General features: G+C 68.6%; 20 protein-coding genes. 6 read left to right on the top strand and 14 right to left on the bottom strand.

Annotation, left to right across the window (positions count from 1 at the left end; translation table 11 throughout):
- Window positions 1-11: 11 nt before the first annotated feature.
- Window positions 12-1,202, top strand: a complete 1,191-nt coding sequence (locus AB0L64_RS34810) for an acyl-CoA dehydrogenase family protein (protein WP_363717231.1) — start codon at window positions 12-14, stop codon at window positions 1,200-1,202.
- 70 nt (window positions 1,203-1,272) lie between these two features.
- On the opposite strand, the gene AB0L64_RS34805 is transcribed toward AB0L64_RS34810, so the two are convergent.
- Complete coding sequence (locus tag AB0L64_RS34805) at window positions 1,273-2,289, bottom strand: winged helix-turn-helix domain-containing protein (RefSeq protein ID WP_363717229.1); 1,017 nt, start codon at window positions 2,287-2,289, stop codon at window positions 1,273-1,275.
- A 188-nt stretch (window positions 2,290-2,477) separates the two neighbouring features.
- Window positions 2,478-3,584: a magnesium and cobalt transport protein CorA gene (locus AB0L64_RS34800; protein WP_363717227.1), complete on the bottom strand. Its 1,107-nt coding sequence runs from the start codon at window positions 3,582-3,584 to the stop codon at window positions 2,478-2,480.
- Between the two features lie 77 nt (window positions 3,585-3,661).
- Here AB0L64_RS34800 and AB0L64_RS34795 point away from each other — a divergent pair, with 77 nt between their 5' ends.
- Both AB0L64_RS34795 and AB0L64_RS34790 read left to right on the top strand, forming a co-directional pair.
- Window positions 3,662-4,210, top strand: coding sequence for a general stress protein (locus AB0L64_RS34795; protein ID WP_359925927.1), 549 nt, complete (start codon window positions 3,662-3,664; stop codon window positions 4,208-4,210).
- Between the two features lie 95 nt (window positions 4,211-4,305).
- Window positions 4,306-4,809 (top strand): MaoC family dehydratase, encoded by a 504-nt coding sequence (locus tag AB0L64_RS34790; protein WP_363717224.1) that lies wholly within the window; start codon window positions 4,306-4,308, stop codon window positions 4,807-4,809.
- Window positions 4,810-4,881: 72 nt separating this feature from the next.
- Here the strand turns inward: AB0L64_RS34790 and AB0L64_RS34785 are convergent, their stop codons facing one another.
- The 4 genes from AB0L64_RS34785 to AB0L64_RS34770 are packed head-to-tail and all read right to left on the bottom strand — an operon-like array spanning window position 4,882 to window position 9,255.
- Window positions 4,882-6,192, bottom strand: coding sequence for an alpha-L-fucosidase (locus AB0L64_RS34785; RefSeq protein WP_363717222.1), 1,311 nt, complete (start codon window positions 6,190-6,192; stop codon window positions 4,882-4,884).
- Window positions 6,193-6,210: 18 nt separating this feature from the next.
- On the bottom strand, window positions 6,211-7,056 hold the full coding sequence (locus AB0L64_RS34780; RefSeq protein WP_359925919.1) for a carbohydrate ABC transporter permease: 846 nt from the start codon (window positions 7,054-7,056) through the stop codon (window positions 6,211-6,213).
- Window positions 7,049-7,981, bottom strand: coding sequence for a sugar ABC transporter permease (locus tag AB0L64_RS34775; RefSeq protein WP_363717218.1), 933 nt, complete (start codon window positions 7,979-7,981; stop codon window positions 7,049-7,051). The genes AB0L64_RS34780 and AB0L64_RS34775 overlap by 8 nt, the downstream gene beginning before the upstream one ends.
- Window positions 7,981-9,255 (bottom strand): sugar ABC transporter substrate-binding protein, encoded by a 1,275-nt coding sequence (locus tag AB0L64_RS34770; protein ID WP_363717216.1) that lies wholly within the window; start codon window positions 9,253-9,255, stop codon window positions 7,981-7,983. Before AB0L64_RS34770 ends, AB0L64_RS34775 begins: the two co-directional genes overlap by 1 nt.
- 180 nt (window positions 9,256-9,435) lie before the next feature.
- Between AB0L64_RS34770 and AB0L64_RS34765 the strand changes: the two genes are divergently transcribed.
- A complete protein-coding gene (locus tag AB0L64_RS34765) occupies window positions 9,436-10,197 on the top strand; it encodes a FadR/GntR family transcriptional regulator (protein ID WP_363717214.1) in 762 nt (253 codons plus the stop codon).
- Here the strand turns inward: AB0L64_RS34765 and AB0L64_RS34760 are convergent.
- From AB0L64_RS34760 to AB0L64_RS34735, 6 genes are read right to left on the bottom strand one after another with little or no spacing between them, the layout of a single operon-like run.
- The gene (locus AB0L64_RS34760; RefSeq protein ID WP_363717212.1) at window positions 10,103-11,902 is read right to left on the bottom strand and encodes a xylan 1,4-beta-xylosidase; all 1,800 of its coding nucleotides are present in this window, start codon (window positions 11,900-11,902) and stop codon (window positions 10,103-10,105) included. The genes AB0L64_RS34765 and AB0L64_RS34760 overlap by 95 nt on opposite strands.
- On the bottom strand, window positions 11,903-13,480 hold the full coding sequence (locus AB0L64_RS34755; RefSeq protein WP_363717210.1) for a glucoamylase family protein: 1,578 nt from the start codon (window positions 13,478-13,480) through the stop codon (window positions 11,903-11,905).
- A 10-nt stretch (window positions 13,481-13,490) separates the two neighbouring features.
- Window positions 13,491-14,303: a carbohydrate ABC transporter permease gene (locus AB0L64_RS34750; protein WP_363717208.1), complete on the bottom strand. Its 813-nt coding sequence runs from the start codon at window positions 14,301-14,303 to the stop codon at window positions 13,491-13,493.
- Window positions 14,303-15,250, bottom strand: a complete 948-nt coding sequence (locus AB0L64_RS34745) for a sugar ABC transporter permease (protein ID WP_363717206.1) — start codon at window positions 15,248-15,250, stop codon at window positions 14,303-14,305. The genes AB0L64_RS34750 and AB0L64_RS34745 overlap by 1 nt, the downstream gene beginning before the upstream one ends.
- Window positions 15,250-16,545, bottom strand: coding sequence for a sugar ABC transporter substrate-binding protein (locus AB0L64_RS34740; protein ID WP_363717204.1), 1,296 nt, complete (start codon window positions 16,543-16,545; stop codon window positions 15,250-15,252). The genes AB0L64_RS34745 and AB0L64_RS34740 overlap by 1 nt, the downstream gene beginning before the upstream one ends.
- Window positions 16,546-16,555: 10 nt before the next feature.
- Complete coding sequence (locus tag AB0L64_RS34735; protein WP_363717202.1) at window positions 16,556-17,620, bottom strand: LacI family DNA-binding transcriptional regulator; 1,065 nt, start codon at window positions 17,618-17,620, stop codon at window positions 16,556-16,558.
- Window positions 17,621-17,727: 107 nt separating this feature from the next.
- On the opposite strand from AB0L64_RS34735, the gene AB0L64_RS34730 reads away from it, so the two are divergent.
- Window positions 17,728-18,303, top strand: coding sequence for a histidine phosphatase family protein (locus tag AB0L64_RS34730; RefSeq protein ID WP_359925892.1), 576 nt, complete (start codon window positions 17,728-17,730; stop codon window positions 18,301-18,303).
- A gap of 4 nt (window positions 18,304-18,307) precedes the next feature.
- Here the strand turns inward: AB0L64_RS34730 and AB0L64_RS34725 are convergent, their stop codons facing one another.
- Entirely contained in the window at window positions 18,308-18,862 is a 555-nt protein-coding gene (locus AB0L64_RS34725) for a TetR/AcrR family transcriptional regulator (RefSeq protein WP_363717199.1), read from the bottom strand.
- Between the two features lie 90 nt (window positions 18,863-18,952).
- Between AB0L64_RS34725 and AB0L64_RS34720 the strand changes: the two genes are divergently transcribed.
- A complete protein-coding gene (locus AB0L64_RS34720) occupies window positions 18,953-19,369 on the top strand; it encodes a DUF4267 domain-containing protein (RefSeq protein ID WP_363717197.1) in 417 nt (138 codons plus the stop codon).
- Here the strand turns inward: AB0L64_RS34720 and AB0L64_RS34715 are convergent.
- Entirely contained in the window at window positions 19,351-20,094 is a 744-nt protein-coding gene (locus tag AB0L64_RS34715; protein ID WP_363717195.1) for a GNAT family N-acetyltransferase, read from the bottom strand. The two genes, AB0L64_RS34720 and AB0L64_RS34715, sit on opposite strands and share 19 nt — an antisense overlap.
- Between the last annotated feature and the right edge of the window lie 56 nt (window positions 20,095-20,150).

Genomic DNA, 20,150 nt, shown 5'->3' with positions numbered 1-20,150 from the left:
GGAGACGCACGATGAGCAGGTTGCAGCAGACCGACGGGCTGACCGACGTCCAGGAGGAGATCCTGAAGACGGTCCGGGCCTTCGTCGAGGCCGAGATCCTCCCGGTCGCCACCGAGCTCGAGCACCGCGACGAGTACCCGACCGAGATCGTCGAGGGCCTCAAGGAGCTCGGCCTGTTCGGGCTGATGATCCCCGAGGAGTACGGCGGCCTCGGCGAGTCCCTGCTGACGTACGCGCTGTGCGTCGAGGAGATCGCCCGCGGCTGGATGAGCGTGTCCGGCATCATCAACACGCACTTCATCGTCGCGTACATGCTGCTCCAGCACGGGACCGACGAGCAGAAGCGGAATTACCTGCCGCGGATGGCCGCCGGCGAGGTCCGCGGCGCGTTCTCGATGTCCGAGCCGGGCTGCGGCTCGGACGTGTCCGCGATCAAGACCAAGGCCACCCGCGCGGGCGACGGCTACGTGATCAACGGGCAGAAGATGTGGCTGACCAACGGCGGCTCGTCGAACCTGGTCGCGGTGCTGGTGAAGACCGACGAGGGCGCGGACTCGGTCTACAAGAACATGACCACGTTCCTGGTCGAGAAGGAGCCCGGCTTCGGCGAGGTCGACAAGGGCCTGACGGTGCCGGGAAAGATCGAGAAGATGGGCTACAAGGGCGTCGACACCACCGAGCTGGTGTTCGACGGGTACGCGATCGACGGCGCCCAGATCCTCGGCGGCGTACCCGGCAAGGGCTTCTACCAGATGATGGACGGCGTCGAGGTCGGCCGCGTGAACGTGGCCGCGCGCGGTTGCGGTGTGGCCCGGCGGGCGTTCGAGCTCGGGATCGCGTACGCGCAGCAACGCGAGACGTTCGGCAAGAAGATCGCCGACCACCAGGCGGTGCTGTTCCGGCTCGCCGACATGGCCGTCAAGGTGGAGGCCGCGCACGAGCTGATGGTGAAGGCCGCGCGCAAGAAGGACAGCGGCTCCCGCAACGACTTCGAGGCCGGCGTCGCGAAGTACCTGGCCAGCGAGTACTGCGCGCAGGTCGTCGAGGACTCGTTCCGCATCCACGGCGGCTACGGCTTCTCCAAGGAGTACGAGATCGAGCGCCTCTACCGCGAAGCCCCGATGCTGCTGATCGGCGAGGGCACCGCCGACATCCAGCGGATGATCATCGGTCGCCGTCTGCTGGAGGACTACAAACTCTGACCCGGCGCGCTGGGTCGACAGGCGGGGCGGTGCCGGTCGGCCCAGCGCGCGATGGGGCAGGGTTCGGGGGCTAGGCGGGGGTGCGGGACCGCGGGCGCGGCCGGCCGGAGCCATAGCCGGACAGCAGCCAGATGCCCAGCTGGGTGATCTCGTGGCGGACGGACGCGCCGTCACGGCGGGTGGTGATCAGGCCGGCCTCCCGCAGGACCGTCGCCTGGTGGCTGGCGGCCGCAGGGGAGATGCGGCAGCGCTTGGCCAGCTCGGTCGTCGTACAGCCGCTCACGGCCGCCTCCAGAGCGGCCGCCCGGGTCGAGCCCAGCAACGCGGCCAGCGGGTCACTCGACGGCAGCTGCTCCATCGACGTCTGCCGCAGGATCCCGGGCGCATGCTGAATGGGGTAGACCAGGATCGGTTTGAGATCCGGGTCCCGCAGCTTGGTCGGTACCTGCCAGCAGAACGCCGAAGGCTGCAACTCGATTCCCCTGCCATCGAGATACAGATCTCGGTCGTTCATGTCCAGCACCTGCAGCACCGGTGGTACCCACCGGACCCGCGGATGCAAGGACGACAACAATCGGTCCACACCGTGCCGGGCCAGCGCCTCCCCGCGATGGGCGTGGTCGGCGGACACGTGTGTCCCGATCGACTTCCAGTACGGCTTGATCGCCGCGTCGTGGTACGTCCGGATGGCCCGGCCGAGCTTCTGCAGCGACGCCCGGCCGCCCTGCGCCAGCTCACGCGTCCAGGGCGACGGCGCCCGGTACTGCGCGAGCAGGTCGAGCTGGCTGCGGAGCTGCTGCTGCGGCGTCGCCAGCGTCTGCGCCAGCGCGGCGTCGAAGTCCGGTGCGGGCTCCGCCGGGGTCAGGAAGTCGGGGGAGTACCCCTTCGACGGGGTCAGCTCCAGCAGCAGCCGCATCTGGTCCGGAGCGACCGTGGCCCGGACGTGCCGCCGCCAGTCCTCGAAGATCAGCCGGCCCTCCGAGTGCTGCAGCATGTGCAGGCTCAGCAGCACCTCCCACAGCGGCGCCGGTGTGGTCGCGACCGTGACCCGGGTCAGGTCGCGTGGCGTGAAGTGAATCCGGAGCACCGCGATACCCTCCCGTCCCAACCTCAAATGGTCGTGGAAAGTAGTCAATTCCTGACCGAATGCGATTCGGGAATTGAATCAAGGCAGCAGAACCCGGGACAACAGTTTGAACATTCCAATCCGGGAGGACTTTCGGCCATGGCAAAAGGTTGCCAACTCACCCGACCGGGGCGGAGCGAACTCGGGGGTCAGAGCCAGTGGTTCCGCTTGAACAACCGGTACAGCACGAAACACGCGCCCAGCATCACGCCGAGCACCACGAAGTACGCGTACTTGAGCCGCAACTCCGGCATGTAGTCGAAGTTCATCCCGTAGATCCCGGCGATCATCGTCGGCACCGCCAGGATCGCCACCCACGCCGAGATCCGCCGCATGTCCTCGTTCTCGGCGACCTGGACCTGGGCCAGCCCCGCCTGCAGGATCGAGCTGAGCAGCTCGTCGAACGAGATCACCTGCTCCTTCACGCGCTGCAGATGGTCGTCGACGTCGCGGAAGTAGTTCCGGGTCTCCTCGGCGATCAGCGGGTGCCGCAGGGTGGCGAGTGCGCGCATCGGGCCGGTCAGCGGCGCCACCGCCCGTTTGAGCTCCAGCACCTCGCGCTTCAGCTGGTACACCCGGTCGATGCTGCGCCAGCCTCGCGGTGTGAACATCGACGTCTCGATCAGGTCGATGTCGGCCTGGACGGCGTCCGCGACCTCCAGGTACCGGTCCACGACGTGGTCCGCGATGGCGTGCAGGACGGCGCCGGGGCCGGTGGCCAACCGGTGCGGTTCCTGCTCCAGATCCTGACGCAGCCCGGTCAGCTCGCTGTGCTCACCGTGGCGGACCGTGACCACGAAGCCTGGTCCGCAGAACACCATGACCTCACCGGTCGCGACCACCTCGCTGGTCGCGGTCAGGTCGCCGTGCGGGACGTACGTGACCGTCTTGAACACCGCGAACAGCGTCTCGCCGTATCGCTCCAGCTTGGGGCGCTGATGCGCCTCGGACGCGTCTTCCAGCGCCAGCGGGTGCAGGCCGAACTCCACGCCGATGATGGCGAGCTGATGGGCGGTCGGCTGGAACAGGCCGATCCACACGAAACCCTGTCCGCGCTGTGCCCGGTCCAGGGCCTCGGTGTAGGAGTTGATCCGCCGGTCGCGGACACCGTCGCGGTACAGTCCCCAGTCCACCAGCGCACCCTCGAGCTTGCCGGTCATCACGTCGTCCGGGGGACGGCCGGCGCCGCCGCCACGCCGGGCGAACACTCGTCCGACACGGCGTGTCGCGCCCATGTCCCATCGTCGCCCGGTCATCACCGGCGAGGCTATCAAGGCGCAGTAACCAGCCGTCGGCAATGATGGGGGGTGGAAGCACGTGGAGAGGAACGACGATGACCACGCAGGGCATGCCCTCGATGGACCCCAGGCCGACCGGCCTCACGATCGGGACGTACGACACCTACCGGGAGGCACAGCGAGCCGTCGACTACCTCTCGGACGAGAAGTTCCCGGTCGAGCACACGACCATCGTCGGTAACAACCTCCGTCAGGTCGAGAAGATCACCGGCCGGCTCACCTGGGGCCGGGCGCTGACCGCCGGACTGGCCAGTGGCGCCTGGTTCGGTCTGTTCGTCGGTCTGCTGCTGGGGTTGTTCACGACCGGCAACTGGCTCGCGGCGCTGCTCACCGGCGTGGTGCTGGGCGCCTTCTTCGGGTTGGTGTTCGGCGGCCTGAGCTACGCGCAGTCGGCCGGCCGCCGCGACTTCACCTCGCGGACCGCGGTGGTGGCGACGACGTACGACGTGCTGTGCGACTTCAAGTTCGCCGAGGAGGCCCGCAACCACCTGGCCAAGCTGGCGCTGAAGGGCGAGGTGCACCCGCTGCTGCCGAACCACGCGGACCAGCCGGTCCAGGAGACGACGCAGCGGCCCACCGACTGAGGTGACCTAAATCTCCCGCCGGTGAGAGCCAGACCACGGTCCGGATGCGCCCGGACCGGCAGCATGGGGATTCCAGCAGCCGAGGAGGAACCGCGATGCAGTTCGGGCGCAGTTACGAGGAGTTCGAGATCGGTGCGGTCTACAAGCACTGGCCGGGCAAGACGGTGACCGAGTACGACGACCACCTGTTCTGCCTGCTCACGATGAACCACCATCCGCTGCACCTGGACACCAACTACGCCGAGCAGACCACGCAGTTCGGCAAGAACGTTGTGGTCGGCAACTACATTTACTCGATCCTGCTCGGGATGTCGGTCCCGGACGTGAGCGGCAAGGCGATCGCGAACCTGGAGATCGAGTCGTTGCGGCACGTAGCGCCGACCTTCCACGGCGACACGATCTACGGCGAGACCGTCGTCCTCGACAAGTGGGAGTCCAAGTCCAAGGACGACCGCGGCGTCGTCTACGTCGAGACCAAGGGCTACAAGCAGGACGGCACCGTGGTCTGCCTGTTCCGCCGCAAGGTCATGGTCCCGAAGAACAACTACCTCGACGCCCGCGGCGGCGAGCAGCCGGGCCGCCCGGTCCCCGCCGAATAGCCGGGACATGACGAGCGGCCCGTCCGGCGAGGGGAAACCGGACGGACCGCGCGTCGACCGCGGACCGATCGTCTAGAGGAACAGCTCGATCACGGGGACGAGCACGTTCGGCTTCTGGATGGGGAGCTTCAGCGTCAGGGTCTCGGTCGAGACTCCGCCCATCGTGGTGTTCTGGGCCTGCTGGTGCGGGTCGTTGACGATCCGCTTGATCTCGGACGCGTCGTTCAGCAGCTGCGCGTACTTGACCTTGCCGGCCAGACCGTTCAGGTGGATGTGCCCCATCGGCCACGAGAACAGGTGCAGGTAGAGCCGGTCGCCCTTCTGCGTGAAGCGGCAGTCGACGGGAGCGGAGTACTCCGCCGCCGGCCGCGCGCCGCGGATCGACCGCTCGTGCAGCCGCATCCACTCGCCGATCGAGGCCAGCGTCGCGAGCGCCCGCGGGTCGAACTCGCCGCGACCGGTCGGCCCCACGTTCAGCAGCAGGTTGCCGTCCTTGGAGACCGAGTCGACGAGCATCTTCACCAGCGTCTCCGGCGACTTCCAGTCCAGGTTGTCCCGGTCGTAGCCCCAGCTGCCGTTCAGCGTCTGGCAGGCCTCCCAGACCACCGGTACGCCGTCGCGCTGCATCGGCCCGTCCGGCTGGTACTGCTCGGGCGTCACGAAGTCGCCCGGGATGTCCAGCCGGTCGTTGATCAGGATGTCCGGCTGCAACTCCCGGACCATCGCCATCAGTTCCTCGGAGCGCCAGTCGTCGCGGCCCTTGCCGTGGCCGTAGCGTCCGTCCGGGTACGTCCGGCCCGGGTAGGAGAAGTCGAACCACATGATGTCGATCGGCCCGTAGCTGGTCAGCAGCTCACGGGTCTGGGCGTGCAGGTAGTCGGCGTACACCTGGACGTCCCGCCCGGCCGCCTTCGCGATCGCCTCCTCGTCGTCGCGCTGCGGGTGCACGAGATCGATCGGGAACTCGGGGTGGTGCCAGTCGATCAGCGAGTGGTAGAAGCCGACCCCGAGACCCTCGGCCCGGCACGCCTCGACGAACCGCTTGACCAGGTCGTTGTCCTCGGCGTCCTTGCCCCAGGCGGTGTGCGCGACCGTGTAGTCCGACACCTCGGAGTCCCACAGACAGAAGCCTTCGTGGTGCTTGGTCGTGAGGACGGCGTACCGCATACCGGCCTCGCGGGCGGCCCGGGCCCACTTGGTGGGGTCGTACAGGTCCGGCTCGAAGTGGTCGAAGTACGGCTGGTAGTCCTCGTCGGTCAGCCGCTCGTAGTTCTTCACCCACTCGTGCCGGGCCGGCAGCGAGTACAGGCCCCAGTGGACGAACAGGCCGAACCGCCAGTCGCGGAACTTCTCCACCGAAGCCGCGGGAGGCGTATCAGTCATGTCAGATTCTCCTTAGAATTAACGGCCGCCGAGGCCGGTGACGAGCAGGCCGCGGACGAGGTGTTTCTGCAACAGGACGACGAGCAGGACGGTCGGGATCATCGCCATCACCGACGCGGCCATCATCAGGTTCCACTGGGTGCCCTGCTGGCCGATGAACTGGGCCAGGCCGAGCGGGACGGTGCCCTTGTCGGCGACGCTGTTGACGATGATCAGCGGCCACAGGAAGCTGCCCCAGAAGCTGATGAACGTGAAGACTGTCAGGACGGCGATGGCCGGCCGCGCGAGCGGCAGCATGATCCGCAGGAACGAGCCGAACGGCCCGCACCCGTCCACCCGGGCCGCCTCCTCCAGCTCGGCCGGGACGGTCAGGAAGAACTGCCGCAGCAGGAAGGTGCCGAACGCGGTGAACGCCCACGGCAGGATCAGCGCCCAGTAGCTGTCCACCCAGCCGAGCGACTGCATCAGCCAGTACATCGGGACGATCAGCACCTCCTGCGGCACCATCAAGGTCCCGAGGAACAGCACGAACAGTTGCTCCCGGCCCTTGAATTTCAGCCGCGCGAAGGCGTACGCCGACATGCTCGACGCGATCACCACGACGAGCGTGCCGGCGATCGCGACGAACAGGCTGTTCAGGAAGTACCGGCCGAACGGCGCGAACTCGAACGCGTCGGCGTAGTTCTGCCAGCGGATCTCGGACCCGAACAGGTGTGGCGTCGGCGTGAACACCTCGTCCGCGGGCTTCAGCGACGTCGAGACGGCGTACACCAGCGGCCCGAGGAAGACGATCGCGACGATGATCAGCAGGACATGCGAAACGCCGCTACGCACGCGGCGCGCGGCCACAGAAGTCTCAGACATCGTAGTTCACCCACTTCCGCTGGCCGACGAACTGGATCGCGGTGATGCCCATGATGATCACGAACAGCACCCAGCCGGCCGCCGACGCCAGACCCATGGTGAGGAACTGCCAGCCCTGGTTGTAGACGTACATGACGATCGTCTGGGTGGACACGCCCGGCCCGCCCTGGGTCAGGATGAACGGCTGCGCGAACACCTGGAACGAGGTGATCAGCGTCATCGTGGTGGCGAAGAAGATCGACGGCGTGATCATCGGCCAGGTCACGTACCGGAACCGCTGCAGCGGCCCGGCGCCGTCGATCTGCGCCGACTCCAGCTGCGACTGCGGCACCTGGTCGAGGGCGGCCGAGAAGACCAGGAAGTTGTACCCGAACCCCTGCCAGATCGACATCGCCACGATCGCCGGCATCGCCCAGCCCGAGGAGCCGAGGAAGTTCGGCGCGTCGATGCCGAACCAGCTGTTCAGACCGGCGTCGAGCAGGCCGCCGGGCTGGAACAGCAGCCGCCAGACCATCACGTTGGCGACCATCGGCGTCATCACCGGGATGAAGAACAGCACCCGGAACGCCTGCCGGCCCTTGATCTTCGGCCCGAGCCAGGTCGCCAGCCCGAGCGAGAGGACCACGTTGAGCGGCACGTACAGCACCACGAACAGCGCCGTGTTGAACACCACCCGGCGGAACACCGGGTCGCCGAACAGGTGCGTGTAGTTCCCGAACCCGAGGAACTTGCGCTCGCCGAACACCGGCCAGTCGAACAGGCTGATCGCCAGCGCCATCGCGGTCGGGAACAACGTGAACAGGGCCAGTCCGGCCAGGCTCGGGGCCAGGAAGACCGACGCGTACCGCCCGTCCCGCCGCAACGCCGGCCGCCGCCCCGACCGAACAGTCTCGGTCGGGGCCACGGTGTCGTTGAGGGTTACCATCAGGAACCAGCGCCCGCCTGGTCCTGGATGGTCTTCAGCGCCTGGTCCGGCGGGATCTCACCGTTCAGCGCCTGGGTGCCGAACCGGGTGAGCAGGTCGTTGACCTGGACCCAGTTCTTCGAGGTGACCAGCGGGACCGAGTTCTCCGACGCGTACTCGATGACCTCCTTGGCCTCCGGGATCTTCGCGGCCGTGAACCAGGCCGGGTGCGCCGCGGTCCGGGCAGGGTAGGCACGGCCGGCGGCGGCCAGCGTGGTCAGCGGCTTCTCGCCGGTCATCGACATGATCGCCTGGAACGCGGCGTCCGGCGTCTTGCAGGACCGGGAGATGCCGAAGCCGGAGCCCGCGGTGTAGGTCTTGGAACCGTCCGCACCGGCCGGGATCGGCGCGATCCCGAGGTTGAACTTGACCTTGCCGAGGGTGTCGATCAGCGACCACGGACCGTTCAGCTGCATCGCCGACTTGCCGGAGACGAACTGCGTGGTCTCGAAGTCGCTGTTGCCGGACGGCACCTGCGGGGCGATCTTGTCGGTCCGGACGAAGTTCGCCCAGGTCGTGAACCCGTCGACGAACTTCGCGTCGGTGAGGTTCAGCTTGCCGTCCGCCAACGGCTCGGCGCCGCTGATCGTGCGTACCCAGGAAGCCGTCCCGAGGTCGGACGGCGTCGTCACCAGGCCGGTCCGTCCAGCACTCGTCAGCTTCTTCGCGGCCGCCTTGAACTCGTCGATCGTCCAGCCCGGCTTCGGGTCCGGTACGCCGGCCGCCTTGAACAGGTCCTTGTTGTAGAAGATCACCATCGGGCCGGAGTCGTACGGGATCGCGATCTGCTTCCCGTCCACCTTCAGGCCGTCCATGATCGGCTTGTCGAAGTCCTCGGGCTTCAGGTTGTACTTCTTGATCAGGTCGTCGAGCGGCAGCATCGCGTTCGCGTACGACGCCAGGCGCAGCGACTGCATGCCGATGATGCAGGGGGCCTTGCCGCTGGCCAGCAGAGTGCCGATCTTCGACCAGTAGTTGTTCCAGTCGGTGCCCTGCAGCTTGACGGTGATGCCGGAGTGGTCGGTGTGCGCCTGGTCGGCGACCTTCTGCCAGGCGGCCTGGTCCTCGGTCCCGCCGACCCAGAACTGCCAGGTCAGGTCGGCCTTGTCGGCCGACCCGGACCCGCTGCCGCCGCTGCCGTCGTTGCCGCCGCCACAGGCGGCAACGGCCGTCAGCGCCAGCACCGCACAGGTGGCGGTGAGCCAGCGGCGCGCCCGAGCTGGTGTTCCTCTCATCCTGACCTCCAAGGAGAGCTGTAAGTCATCCGATCAATATGTCGAGATCTTGACGAGAGTCAACAGTTCAAGGTCTTATTTCAGGAAGAAAATCAACTCGCCACGCTCTAGCGCAGCACCTAGACCTCCGATGTATGGTCCAGAGACATCGGAGGTTTCAGGGCGATGGGAGGGGCGCGCATGGCGGTGACCGACGCGGCGATCGACCGGATCAAACAGATGATCGTGGCCGGTGAGCTGCAACCCGGCGACCGGCTGCCGCGCGAGGCCGACCTGGCCTCCCGGCTCGGACTGTCCCGCAACTCGCTGCGCGAGGCGGTCAAGGCACTGGCTCTGATCCGGGTGCTCGAGGTCCGGCAGGGCGACGGCACCTACGTGACCAGCCTCGACCCGCCGCTGCTGATGGAGACGCTCGGCTTCGTCCTGGACCTGCACCAGGACGCCTCGGTGCTGGAGTTCTTCGAGGTACGGCGGATCCTGGAGCCGGCCGCCGCGGCGCGGGCCGCGCTCCGGATGCCCGACGACGAGATCGCCGGGATGCGCGCACTGCTGGACGACCTCGGCGACGACCCGTCCGCCGACGACCAGCTCGCCTGTGACGTCGAGTTCCACCGGCTGCTCGCGATCGGCAGCGGGAACCGGACGCTGGCCTCGATCATCGAGAGCCTGCGGCAGCCGACCTACCGGGCCCGGATCTGGCGCGGCCTGACCCAGACCGGCGCGGTGAACCGCTCGGTCGCCGAGCACCGCTCGATCCTGGACGCGATCGCCGCCCGCGAGCCCGAGGTCGCCCAGGCCTGGGCGACCGTGCACATCGCGGGCGTCGAACGCTGGCTCAACGAGGCGGTCAAACTCGAGGTGGACGGAGCTCCAGCAGCACAGCGGCCGGCATCGGCAGCGTCGCCTCGACCGCTGAACCATTCCACTCGAGTGGGGTACTGACCAGCTGTGTGCGTTCGGCCAACTCGGCCAGCTCGTCGTCGGTCGGCCAGTCCGGCAGGCCCACGGCGGCTGTCGCCAGGTCTGCAGTGCCGATCGCGAGAGTCGTCGCGGTTGCTTCCCAGCACGAGTCCACCCCCGGCAGTTGGACGCGGATGTTCCGCGTCAGCTCGGCTGCGCCGTCCGCCTTCGACTGATCCAGGGTGAGGTTCCACAGCAGTACGGCGATCCGGTCGCGGTCTCTCGAGGCCCACGCTTCCACCAGGCTGCCGGCGCCGTCACCGTCGTACGTGACGGGCAGCTCGACCGGGCCGAGGCGACTGAGCATCGTCATCGCGTGGTAGCGCGGTTTCGCCAGCCCGCCGACGGTCTGCAGGCCGAAACCGCCGTGCAGGAACCGGGGCGGCCGGCCGAGTTCCTCGAAGTGATCGGAGGCGACCCAGTACGAGAGTGCGTCGATCCGGCCGGCCGCGGAGCGCATACCGCGGAGCAGGAACACCCCGGAGAACACCGAGTCGTTGATCGGGTTGAAGTGCCTCGGCGTGACACCCCACTCGGTCCACAGGATCCGCGCATCGCCGTACCCGTGCCGCTCCAGCGACGCCCGCACGTCGAGCGGCGGGGACCCGTAGGTGTGTGTGGACACGAAGTCGACCGGCGTGCCGTACCGCTTGGTGTGGTCGAGCAGGTCGTCGACCCAGCCGGCCGCGGCGGACGACGGCCCGCCGACCGCGAGGCGCGGGTCGACCGACTTCACAGCCGCCGCGGACACGTCGTACAGCTGGAGCCACTCGGCCTTGGTGCCGGACCAGAAGACCTCCAGGTTCGCCTCGTTCCACACCTCGAAGTCCCAGGTCAGCACCTCGTCGAGGCCGTACCGGTCGACCAGGTGCTGGACGAGCGCGCGGACCAGGTCGTGCCAGCGCTGGTACGACGCGGGCGGCGAGATGATCGCCGCGTACTCGAAGACCGTCTTGGCGGGATCGCTCGCCAGCTCCCGGGGCATGAACCCGAGCTCGACCACCGGCCGCAGCCCGATCGCGAGCAGCTTGTCGTAGATCGCGTCCACCACGGAGAAGTCGTACGACGGGCCGTCGACGACGTGGGTGTCGTCGTGGAAGATCGCGTGCGCGCGCACCGTCCGGACTCCGAGCTCGTCGTGCATCCGGCGCAGCGCGTCCTCGAGCTCACGGCCGATCTCGTGCCCGCCGGTGAGCTCCTTGCAGAGCAGCTGGCTGAGCCGCTCGCTGCCGACCATCGGTTCCCACGGCCGCTCCAGCTCGATGCCCTCGGCAACCACATCGACAGTCACCGTGACGGTCGGAGTCTCGGTGCCGACGACCAGCGGCACGGCGCCGACGGTGGAGCTCGGCCGCCCGTGGGCCGTCACCTCGGGCACGCTCGCCACGGCGTAGCGGTACGGCGTGCCCGGGGTGCACGTGGTGTCGACGTACGGCGGCGACGGGACCGGCAGCACGTCGCCGCTGTGATGATCGACCGGCTGCAGCGGGCCGTGCGCGCCGGCGCCGCGGAGGATCAGGTAGCCCGCCGCGCCGTCCACCGGCGACCAGTCGATCGTCACCTGGCCGACGCCGCCGGCCGCTGTGACCTCCTTCGGCGGATCGAGGTCGGGGAAGGTGAACTCACGCTCCTCGTCGCTGCGCAGCGCGATCCGCTCGTCCCAGTCGGCCTTGGCGTTCTCCTGCATTCAGGCGGCTCCGGACTCGAACTGTTCCATCCCGATCAACGGCCGGATCCGCTGCTCGACCGTCCGGCTCGCGAAGCTCCGCCGGATCAGGTCGTTGCCGAACACGTTGCCGATGGCACCCATCACCATGGCCTGGTCGAGCGACAGGTACCGCCGCGCGATCAGTCCCGACTTCACCGCGACCGAGTCGTAGAACCCGCCGCCGCCGTACGCGTGCAGGGTGTTCTCGATCTTGCTCAGGTTGTCGATCGCCTGCCGCGGCGCGTAGGCCATCGCGAGGAACGCCGCGTGCGGCGTGACCACACCGTCGCCGTACGCCGGGTTCGGGTTGGTGCCTTCGCGGCAGCCTTCGAACCCGCCGTCGTAGTTGGTGCCCTCGAGGTCGGACGGGTAGCCGGACGGGTCCATCCCGATCGCCTCGACACCGTAGACGGAGTACCCGCCCTTCGGGTTCGAGGCGGGGGAGAAGCCCCAGTAGCCGTAGCGAGCGTCGTCCAGGCCGTGCTCGATGTGCGCGCGGACGGTCAGCGGGTGGTTGAGGCCCCAGCTGCGCGGCGCCCACGTCGCCTCGGGCACGAACAGGTCGGGCATCAGCGACTCGAACATGTCGCCGCCCCAGGACGGGACCAGCCGCATTCCGCGGTACTCGTAGGTCCCTTCGAAGACGTCGAGACCGAGGTACGTCCGGTGCACGCCCTTCGGCTTCTGCTCCACCCAGGACCAGTCGCAACTGTCCGGGAAGGTGCGGTACGTCGCGAAGTACTGCGTGTGCGGGACCTGGTTGAGGGCGAACCCGACGTATCCGGCGATCCGCGCCTCGGTGTTGCAGGTGTCGTAGTGGAACTTGCGGTAGTACACGTCCGGGCCGACGCCGGCGTGGTTGCCCTGGTCGGTCTCCTCGTCCGGCGGCGGGGTCTCGAAGAATCCGCCGCGCATCAGGCCGCCCGGGCGGGCCGCGGGGTTGTAGTAGAAGGCGAAGTTCATCTTGTTCAGCAGGGAATCCGCGAGCGCCTGGGCACGCGGCTCGGCGTTGCGGACCACCATCAGCGCGCAGGCGAACCAGGCGTTGTCGACGCTCGACACGAACGGCGTGATCGGCCTGGTGCCGTCCGGGTCGGTGTGCAGGACCTCGCCGGTCGCCTCGTCGTACCAGTTGAAGTACATGCCGCTCGGCTCGTGGTGGACGACGTTCTTCATCGTCGTCAGCGTCTGCGTGATGCGGCGCAGCGACTCCTGCGGCGAGATGATGCCGAAGTGCTTGGCGACGACCGTGCTCCACAGGTAGCCGCCGATGTTGGTGGGAGAGGTGTACTTGCTGCGCACCGGGTTCGTCACGGACTCACCGATGTTGTCGGCCGGCAGCCCGGTGCGCTCGTCCGTCATGGCGACCAGGCTGCGCCAGGTGTCGCGGGCCCACCGCCCGGCCAGAGCGCGATCGCCCGGGCTCGGCACCCACCCGCCTTTCAGCAGTTGGGCGGGTGCGGGCGTCCCGCCGTACGCGGATGATCCGGCCGCCCCGGCGACGGCGAGCGCTCCGGTGGAGGCGAGCAAGGTGCGGCGACTGATGAAGGCGGTCATCTGAAGTCTCCTATTTCAGTCCGGTGATGGCGATGCCCTTGGTCACGTGCCGCTGGAACGCCAGGAAGATGACGAGCACGGGAACGACGACCACGACCGCGCCGGCCATCAGCAGGCCGAAGTTCTGCGCGTTCTGCCCGGTCGAGTACAGGGCGAGGGCGACAGGAAGCGTGTACTTGTCCTCGGTCTGGGCGACCACCAGCGGCCAGAGGAAGTTGTTCCAGGATCCGAGGAAGGTGAGGATGCCGAGCGTGGCCAGCGCGGGCCGGGTCAGCGGCAGCATGATCCGGGCGAAGATGCCCAGTTCGCCGGTGCCGTCGACGCGGCCGGCGTCGATCAGGTCGTCGGGCAGCCCCTGGAAGAACTGCCGCATCAGGAACACGCCGAACGGCGAGACCAGGAACGGCAGGATCAGACCGGGGTAGGAGTTCGCGAGCCCGGCGTTGGTGACGAGGACGAACAGCGGGACGAACGTGACCATGCCGGGGATCATCAGCGTGGCCATCACCACCACGAACAGCGCGTTGCGGCCCTTGAACCGCAGCTTGGCCAGCGCGTAGCCGATCATCGAGCAGAAGGTCAGGTTGCCGGCCGTGACGGCCAGCGCGACCACCGTGGAGTTCAGGAAGTAGCGCGGGAAGTTCGCCTTGCTGAACAGGTCCGTGTAGTTCTGGTTCGTCGGCCGGTCCGGCCACCAGGTCGGCGGCACCCGGAGCAGCTCGCCCTGGGTCTTGAAGCTGCCGAGCACCATCCACAGGAACGGCGCCGCGACCGCGACCAGCCCCAGGACCCCGATCAGGTAGATCCACCAGGTACGGCGCATCACTTCTCCCTCAGCAGCCGGAACTGGATGAACGTGACGACCGCGATGACGACGAACAGGATGTACGCCATCGCCGTCGCCAGCCCGTAGTTCCCGAACCCGAACTGGTTGTAGGTGTACATCGACACCGACAGCGTGCTGTTCAACGGCCCGCCGTCGGTCATCACCAGCGGCTCTTCGAAGAACTGCAGGTAGCCGATGGCGGTGGTGACCGTGGTGAACAGAACCGTCGGCCGGAGCAGCGGCAGGATCAGGTACCGGAAGCGCTGCCAGGACCCGGCGCCGTCCAGCTGGCCGGCCTCCTCGACCGTCTGCGGTATGCCCTGCAGACCGGCCAGGAAGATCAGCATCGCGGTCCCGAAGTTGCGCCAGACCGCCATCGCGATCAGGGACGGCATCGCCCAGGTCTTCGAGGCCAGCCAGTTGGGCCCGTCGATCCCGAACCAGCCGAGCACGCTGCTGACCAGCCCGGAGTCGGGGGCCAGGACGAACCGCCAGATCACCGCGATCGCCACGATCGAGGTCACCACCGGCAGGTAGTACCCGACCCGGAAGACGCTGCGGAACCGCTGCACGCCGCGGTCCAGCAGCACCGCCGCCGCCAGCGCGACGGCCAGCGTCAGCGGTACGCCGACGACCACGAAGTACGCGGTGTTGAACGCCGCCTTGCGGAACGTCTCGTCCGACAGAGCCTTGGCGTAGTTGCCGAACCCGACGCCGTCCACCGCGAACGGTGTCCGCAGGTCCCGCTGCCTGATGTCGGTGAACGACATCCCCAACGACCCGAGCACCGGGCCTGCGGTGAACGCCAGGAACAACAGCACGAAGGGCAGCACGAGAACCCACGCGGCCACGGTCTGCCGGTCCCAGGCCCCGCGCCGCCGCCTGCCCAGAACTGTTGCGGGCGCGGCGGCGGCAACCCCGCCCGTGGTCTCCCGGGAGCTCATCAGCTGCCGCCGGTACCGATCTGGGAGGCCTTGGCCTGGATGGCCTTGGCGGTGTCGGCAGGGGACTGACCGGCCTTGACCATCTTCTCCACCTCGGCGTCGAACGCGGTCGCGACCTGCTCCCAGTTGGGGACGCTCGGCGGCGCCTTCGCGGTCTCCAGCTGCTTTCCGAAGACCGGGAGCAGCGGGTCACCCGCGATGCTCGGGTCCTGCCAGGCGCTCTTCACCGCGGGCAGGTCGGACGACATCTTGTACCACGCCGCCTGCGTCTTCGGGTCAGACAGGAACTTGACCAGCTTCCAGGCACTGTCCTTGTTCTTCGACGACTTGAACACCACGAAGTCCGACCCGCCGACGAACGACGTCGACGTCTTGTTGGCAGGCAGCTCGAACACCCCGATGTTCGGCTTCATCGCGGCGCCGCCGAGCTTGGCGACCGACCCGGCCATCCACGGTCCGGAGATGAAGATCGGCGCCTTGCCGGTGACGAAGTACGCCTCGGTGTTGTCCGGCGGGATGTCGGTCCCGGCGAGCTTGCCGGTGAAGAAGCTCTGGTAGTACGTCAGGGCTTCCTGCAGCTGCGGCGTGTCGAAGGTGAACTCCTTCTGGTCGTCGCCGGTGATGCTCGCACCCGCGGACCATGCGAACGGCATCACCGTCTGCCAGGAGCCGGTCCCGCCGGGCGTCAGGTTGATCCCGTACTTCGCGCCGGCCTTGTCCTGCATCGCCTTGGCCATCGCCTTCAGCCCGTCCCAGTCCGTCGGGGGCGTGCTGAACCCGGCCTTCGCGGCGAGATCCTTGCGGTAGTAGACCGAACGCGTCTCGACGTACCACGGCACGCCGTACTGCGTGCCGCCGACCTTCGTGGTGTCGAGCGCGCCGGGGAAGAAGACGGAGCTGTCGATGCCCTGCGGTGTCGGGTCGAGCGCGCCGAGGTCGGCGAACTCACCCATCCAGGTGGTGCCGACCATGGCGGCGTCGGGCAGCGTGTTCGCGGTGATCGCGGTGGTGAACTTGTTGTGCGCGGCGTCCCACGGGATCGGGGTGACGGTCACGTTGACGCCGGGGTTGGCCTGCTTGAACTGCTCGATCAGTTTCGGCAGGTTCTCGCCCTCGGTGCCCATCGCCCAGACGGTCAGGTTGCCGGTGGCGGGCCCGTCGCTGATCGTGGCGGCCGGTTGGGATCCGCCGCTCGGCGTGTCCTCCGACCGCCCACAACCGGCCAGCGCGAGCGCTGTGGCGGTGAGTGCAGCGCTGCCGATCACCAGCCGGCGGCGGATGCTGTGGGTGAACATGTGTGTCTCCTCACTGGATTACTTCCGCAGCTGTCTCATTCGTCGCCCACCCCACCGCCCCGGTCAGGCGGTTGGTGCCGCAGCTGTCCCGCAGCACCAGTTGTGTTGCCAGTACGTCGTTGCGGGCCCGGGTCCGGACCCCGGTCACCCGCTCGTGCAACCGCTCCGCGGCCACCCGGCCCAGCTCGGCCATCGGCTGCCGCACCGTGGTCAGCCCCGGCGACACGTACCGCGCCGCCATCACGTCGTCCCACCCGGTCACCACGATGTCGCCGGGCACGTGCACCCCGTGCGCGGCGAACGTCACCAGCGCAGCCAGGGCGAGCTCGTCGTTGGCACACACCAGCCCGTCCGGCCGGGTGGTTGCCTGGAGCATCTTCTCGGCGACGGTCCGGCCGGCTTCCTCCGTGAGTGGGACCCGCAGCGGCTTCGGCACCGCCAGCCCGCGGAGTTGGTGCGCCTTCGCGAAGCCGGCGTACCGCTCGGACACGTCGTACGAGCTGGCGGGATCACCGACGAACTGCAGCTGCTCCCGGCCGTGCTCGAGCAGCCGGGTCGTCAGTTGCTCCGCGCTGGCGGCGCTCTCGCTCCGCACCGAGTCGCAGCCGGTGACGGGTGGATGCGCGATCAGCACCACCGGTACGCCGGCCTTGCGCAGGCCCTGCACCGTCGGCAGCTCGAGAGCGTTGCCGTGGACAACTATCCCGTCGACGCGCCCGGCAAGGTCCATCACGCTGCGCCGCGGGTCCGGGTTGCCGTGCGTGACCGTGATGACGACGCTCTGGCCGTGCTCGCCGGCCCATCGCTCGTAGCCCATCAGGAGGTCGCCGTAGAACGGACCGGCCAGATCGGGCAGCACCAGCCCGTGCGCCTCGTGCCGCTGGACGGCGAGGCTCCGCGCCGCTCGCAGCGGTACGTAGTTCAGCTCCTGCGCCGCCTGGTCCACCCGCGCCCGCGCCTTGGCCGAAACCGGGCCGGTCCCTTGCAGGACACGGGAAACCGTCGCGATCGACAGCTTCGCGCGAGCGGCGACGTCATAGATCGTCGCCGGCCGGCCGGTGGGACCGGAAGGCATCGGGGTTCGCTCCTCAGGGGGCCAGTGGAAGCGCTTACAGTTTCGATACCCTGCCGTGGATCGTTCAAACGGTCAAGACCTCGGAGCCGGTTTGAGAGGATGCGGGGGTGACCTCAGACGAGCGGAAGGACCGGGTCTTCCTGGTCCGGCACGGAGAGACCGAGTGGAGCAAGTCGGGCCGGCACACGTCCGTCACCGACCTGCCGCTGACGGCTGACGGTGAGCGCGTCGCCGCGAGTCTGCGCGACCGGCTGGCGGCGGAGTCCTTCGACCTGGTGCTGACGTCACCGCGGCAGCGCGCCCGGCGTACGGCGGAGCTCGCGGGCTTCCCCGGCGCGGAGGTCGACGACGACCTGGTCGAGTGGAACTACGGGGACTACGAGGGGATCACCACCGCGGAGATCCGCGAGACCGTCCCCGGCTGGACCGTCTGGGACGATCCGGTGCCGAACGGCGAGACCCCCGCCGAGGTCGCCGCGCGCCTCGACCGCGTCAACGCACGCCTGGCCGCCGTGCCCGGTGACGTGCTGGTCTTCGGCCACTCCCACGCCCTCCGCGGTCTCACCGCCCGCTGGCTGGAACTCGACGTCACCGAGGGCCGCCACTTCGTCCTGAACACCGCCACCGTCTCGACCCTCGGCTGGGAGCGAGGTTCACCCGCGATCCTGCACTGGAACGCCTGACCGCCTAGGCGGTCAGGCGGGTGATGAGGAGGTCTACGCGGGCCTGGGTGTGGCTCGGGCGCAAGCGGTGGGTGTGGTTGAGGGTGGCTTGACCGTGCAAGGCGCTCCAGAAGACCTCGGTGAGGGTCTCGGGGTCGGTCTCCGCGAACGGTTCCACGCCGGCGCGGATCTCCTCGAACGCGTCCTTCAGCGGGGAGGGGCTGTCCGGGGTGCCGAACGACAGGTCGGTGGGGCGGACGAAGATCGCCTCGTAGACGGCGGGATGGTCTGCGGCGTAGCCGAGATACGCCTGGGCCAGCGCCCGCAGACCGCCGGCAGCGCGCGCCGTACGCATCGCCGCGGTCAGTTCCTCGACGCCCTGCAGGGCGACCGCGTCGGCGATCGCGTCCATGTTCTTGAAGTGGCCGTAGAGGACCGGCTGGCTGTAGTCGACGGCCTCGGCCAGGCGGCGGGTGGTGACCGCGCCCCAGCCGACGGACTCGGCGAGCTCGCGGGCGGTGCGCAGGATCAGGTCGTGGCGTTCCGCGCGGGCCCGCTCGCGGCGTGACTGGGTCGGCATACCTGGATGCTAGCACTGCTAGACAATCTAGCGCCGACAGGTCTAGCATTGCTAGAAAGATTAGCAATGCTAGATCAGAGGAGTTCCACCATGCGCCGCTTCACCACCGTCCTGACCGTTCTGCTCGGGATCTTCCCGCTGACCTTCGGTTCACGGTTCCTGTTCGACGGGGCCGGCGCCGCGGCCGGCTTCGGCATCGACCCGTGGCCGACCGGCACGGCCGCCGGGTACTTCCCGGTGAAGGGCATCCGCGACATCGCCCTCGGGCTCGTGCTGCTCACCCTGTTCGTCGTGCTGCGGCAGCGCCGGACCACCGGCGTGATCATGGCGGTGCTCGTGATCATCCCGATCACGGACATGATCGTCGTCTTCAGCCACGGCGGCCCGGCCGCGACGGCCCTGGGCGTGCACGGCCTCACGGCCGCCGTCATGCTCGTCGACGCATTGCTCCTGCTGCGCGAACGCGTCGTCACCGCGGCTCCGGCGGCTCAGCCGGTCCACTCGTAGAGCTCGATGGAGCAGTGCTCGCGGAACCCGAGCGCCTCGTACACGGGCCGCCCGGCCGGCGACGACCCCAGGACGGCGTACTCCGCGTCCACGTCACGCAGGGCGCCGTACGTGATCGCCGCCCCGATCCCACGCCGCCGGGCCTGCGGCACCGTCATCACGAAGTACAGCCCGGCCACGCCCGCGCCGAGGAACACCGTCGCGGTCGCGACCGGCGTACCGTCCGACCACCCGATGTAGTGCCGCCACGGGTCGTCGTACCCGAGCTTGCGGTAGACCGACGCGACCCACCGGGCCTCCCGCTCGCCCTCGCCGAAGCCCTGTCCGAGCGTTGCTTCCCACACCGCCAGCGCCTCGTCGTCGCCGACCCGGGTCAACGACAACCCGGGGACGGCGCGGGGCTCGACCAGCTCCGGGATCCGCACCGCCATCCCCGGCTCCGCACCGGCAGGAACGAACCCCGCCGCGACCAGATCCGCGGCCGCGATCCGCATCGACGGCCCGACATGCCAGGTCCCCGGGACGCCGTGGTTCGTCAACTCCGCCACGGATTCGGCGATCACAGCCGCGTCGGAGGCCCGCACCACCGCGTTGTGGTAATCGATGGGCGACCCGCCGATCGTCCACTCCGCCCGCTCGTCCGACCGCTGCGATCCGCCGCCCGCGGCGCCCATCGCCATCAGCAATTCGGCCGCGTTCTCCTCGATCGCCCGCACCACGTCCACCTGCCCAGTCTGTACGGTCGCGCGACAAGCGCCGGTGTCTGGGGACAGGTTATTGC

The organism is Kribbella sp. NPDC051936 (genome assembly GCF_040680955.1).
Classification (GTDB): Bacteria; Actinomycetota; Actinomycetes; order Propionibacteriales; family Kribbellaceae; genus Kribbella.
The sequence above is the reverse complement of the archived record's forward strand: the minus strand, read 5'-3'. Positions and strand labels throughout refer to the sequence as shown.

Bases quoted from the DNA above. Each gene is read 5' to 3' on its own strand.
- AB0L64_RS34810 (WP_363717231.1), top strand. From the start codon at position 12: ATGAGCAGGTTGCAGCAGACCGACGGGCTGACCGACGTCCAGGAGGAG.
- AB0L64_RS34800 (WP_363717227.1), bottom strand. From the start codon at position 3,584: ATGACCGGGCGACGATGGGACATGGGCGCGACACGCCGTGTCGGACGA.
- AB0L64_RS34795 (WP_359925927.1), top strand. From the start codon at position 3,662: ATGACCACGCAGGGCATGCCCTCGATGGACCCCAGGCCGACCGGCCTC.
- AB0L64_RS34790 (WP_363717224.1), top strand. From the start codon at position 4,306: ATGCAGTTCGGGCGCAGTTACGAGGAGTTCGAGATCGGTGCGGTCTAC.
- AB0L64_RS34785 (WP_363717222.1), bottom strand. From the start codon at position 6,192: ATGACTGATACGCCTCCCGCGGCTTCGGTGGAGAAGTTCCGCGACTGG.
- AB0L64_RS34780 (WP_359925919.1), bottom strand. From the start codon at position 7,056: ATGTCTGAGACTTCTGTGGCCGCGCGCCGCGTGCGTAGCGGCGTTTCG.
- AB0L64_RS34775 (WP_363717218.1), bottom strand. From the start codon at position 7,981: ATGGTAACCCTCAACGACACCGTGGCCCCGACCGAGACTGTTCGGTCG.
- AB0L64_RS34770 (WP_363717216.1), bottom strand. From the start codon at position 9,255: ATGAGAGGAACACCAGCTCGGGCGCGCCGCTGGCTCACCGCCACCTGT.
- AB0L64_RS34765 (WP_363717214.1), top strand. From the start codon at position 9,436: ATGGCGGTGACCGACGCGGCGATCGACCGGATCAAACAGATGATCGTG.
- AB0L64_RS34760 (WP_363717212.1), bottom strand. From the start codon at position 11,902: ATGCAGGAGAACGCCAAGGCCGACTGGGACGAGCGGATCGCGCTGCGC.
- AB0L64_RS34755 (WP_363717210.1), bottom strand. From the start codon at position 13,480: ATGACCGCCTTCATCAGTCGCCGCACCTTGCTCGCCTCCACCGGAGCG.
- AB0L64_RS34750 (WP_363717208.1), bottom strand. From the start codon at position 14,303: ATGCGCCGTACCTGGTGGATCTACCTGATCGGGGTCCTGGGGCTGGTC.
- AB0L64_RS34745 (WP_363717206.1), bottom strand. From the start codon at position 15,250: ATGAGCTCCCGGGAGACCACGGGCGGGGTTGCCGCCGCCGCGCCCGCA.
- AB0L64_RS34740 (WP_363717204.1), bottom strand. From the start codon at position 16,545: ATGTTCACCCACAGCATCCGCCGCCGGCTGGTGATCGGCAGCGCTGCA.
- AB0L64_RS34735 (WP_363717202.1), bottom strand. From the start codon at position 17,620: ATGCCTTCCGGTCCCACCGGCCGGCCGGCGACGATCTATGACGTCGCC.
- AB0L64_RS34725 (WP_363717199.1), bottom strand. From the start codon at position 18,862: ATGCCGACCCAGTCACGCCGCGAGCGGGCCCGCGCGGAACGCCACGAC.
- AB0L64_RS34720 (WP_363717197.1), top strand. From the start codon at position 18,953: ATGCGCCGCTTCACCACCGTCCTGACCGTTCTGCTCGGGATCTTCCCG.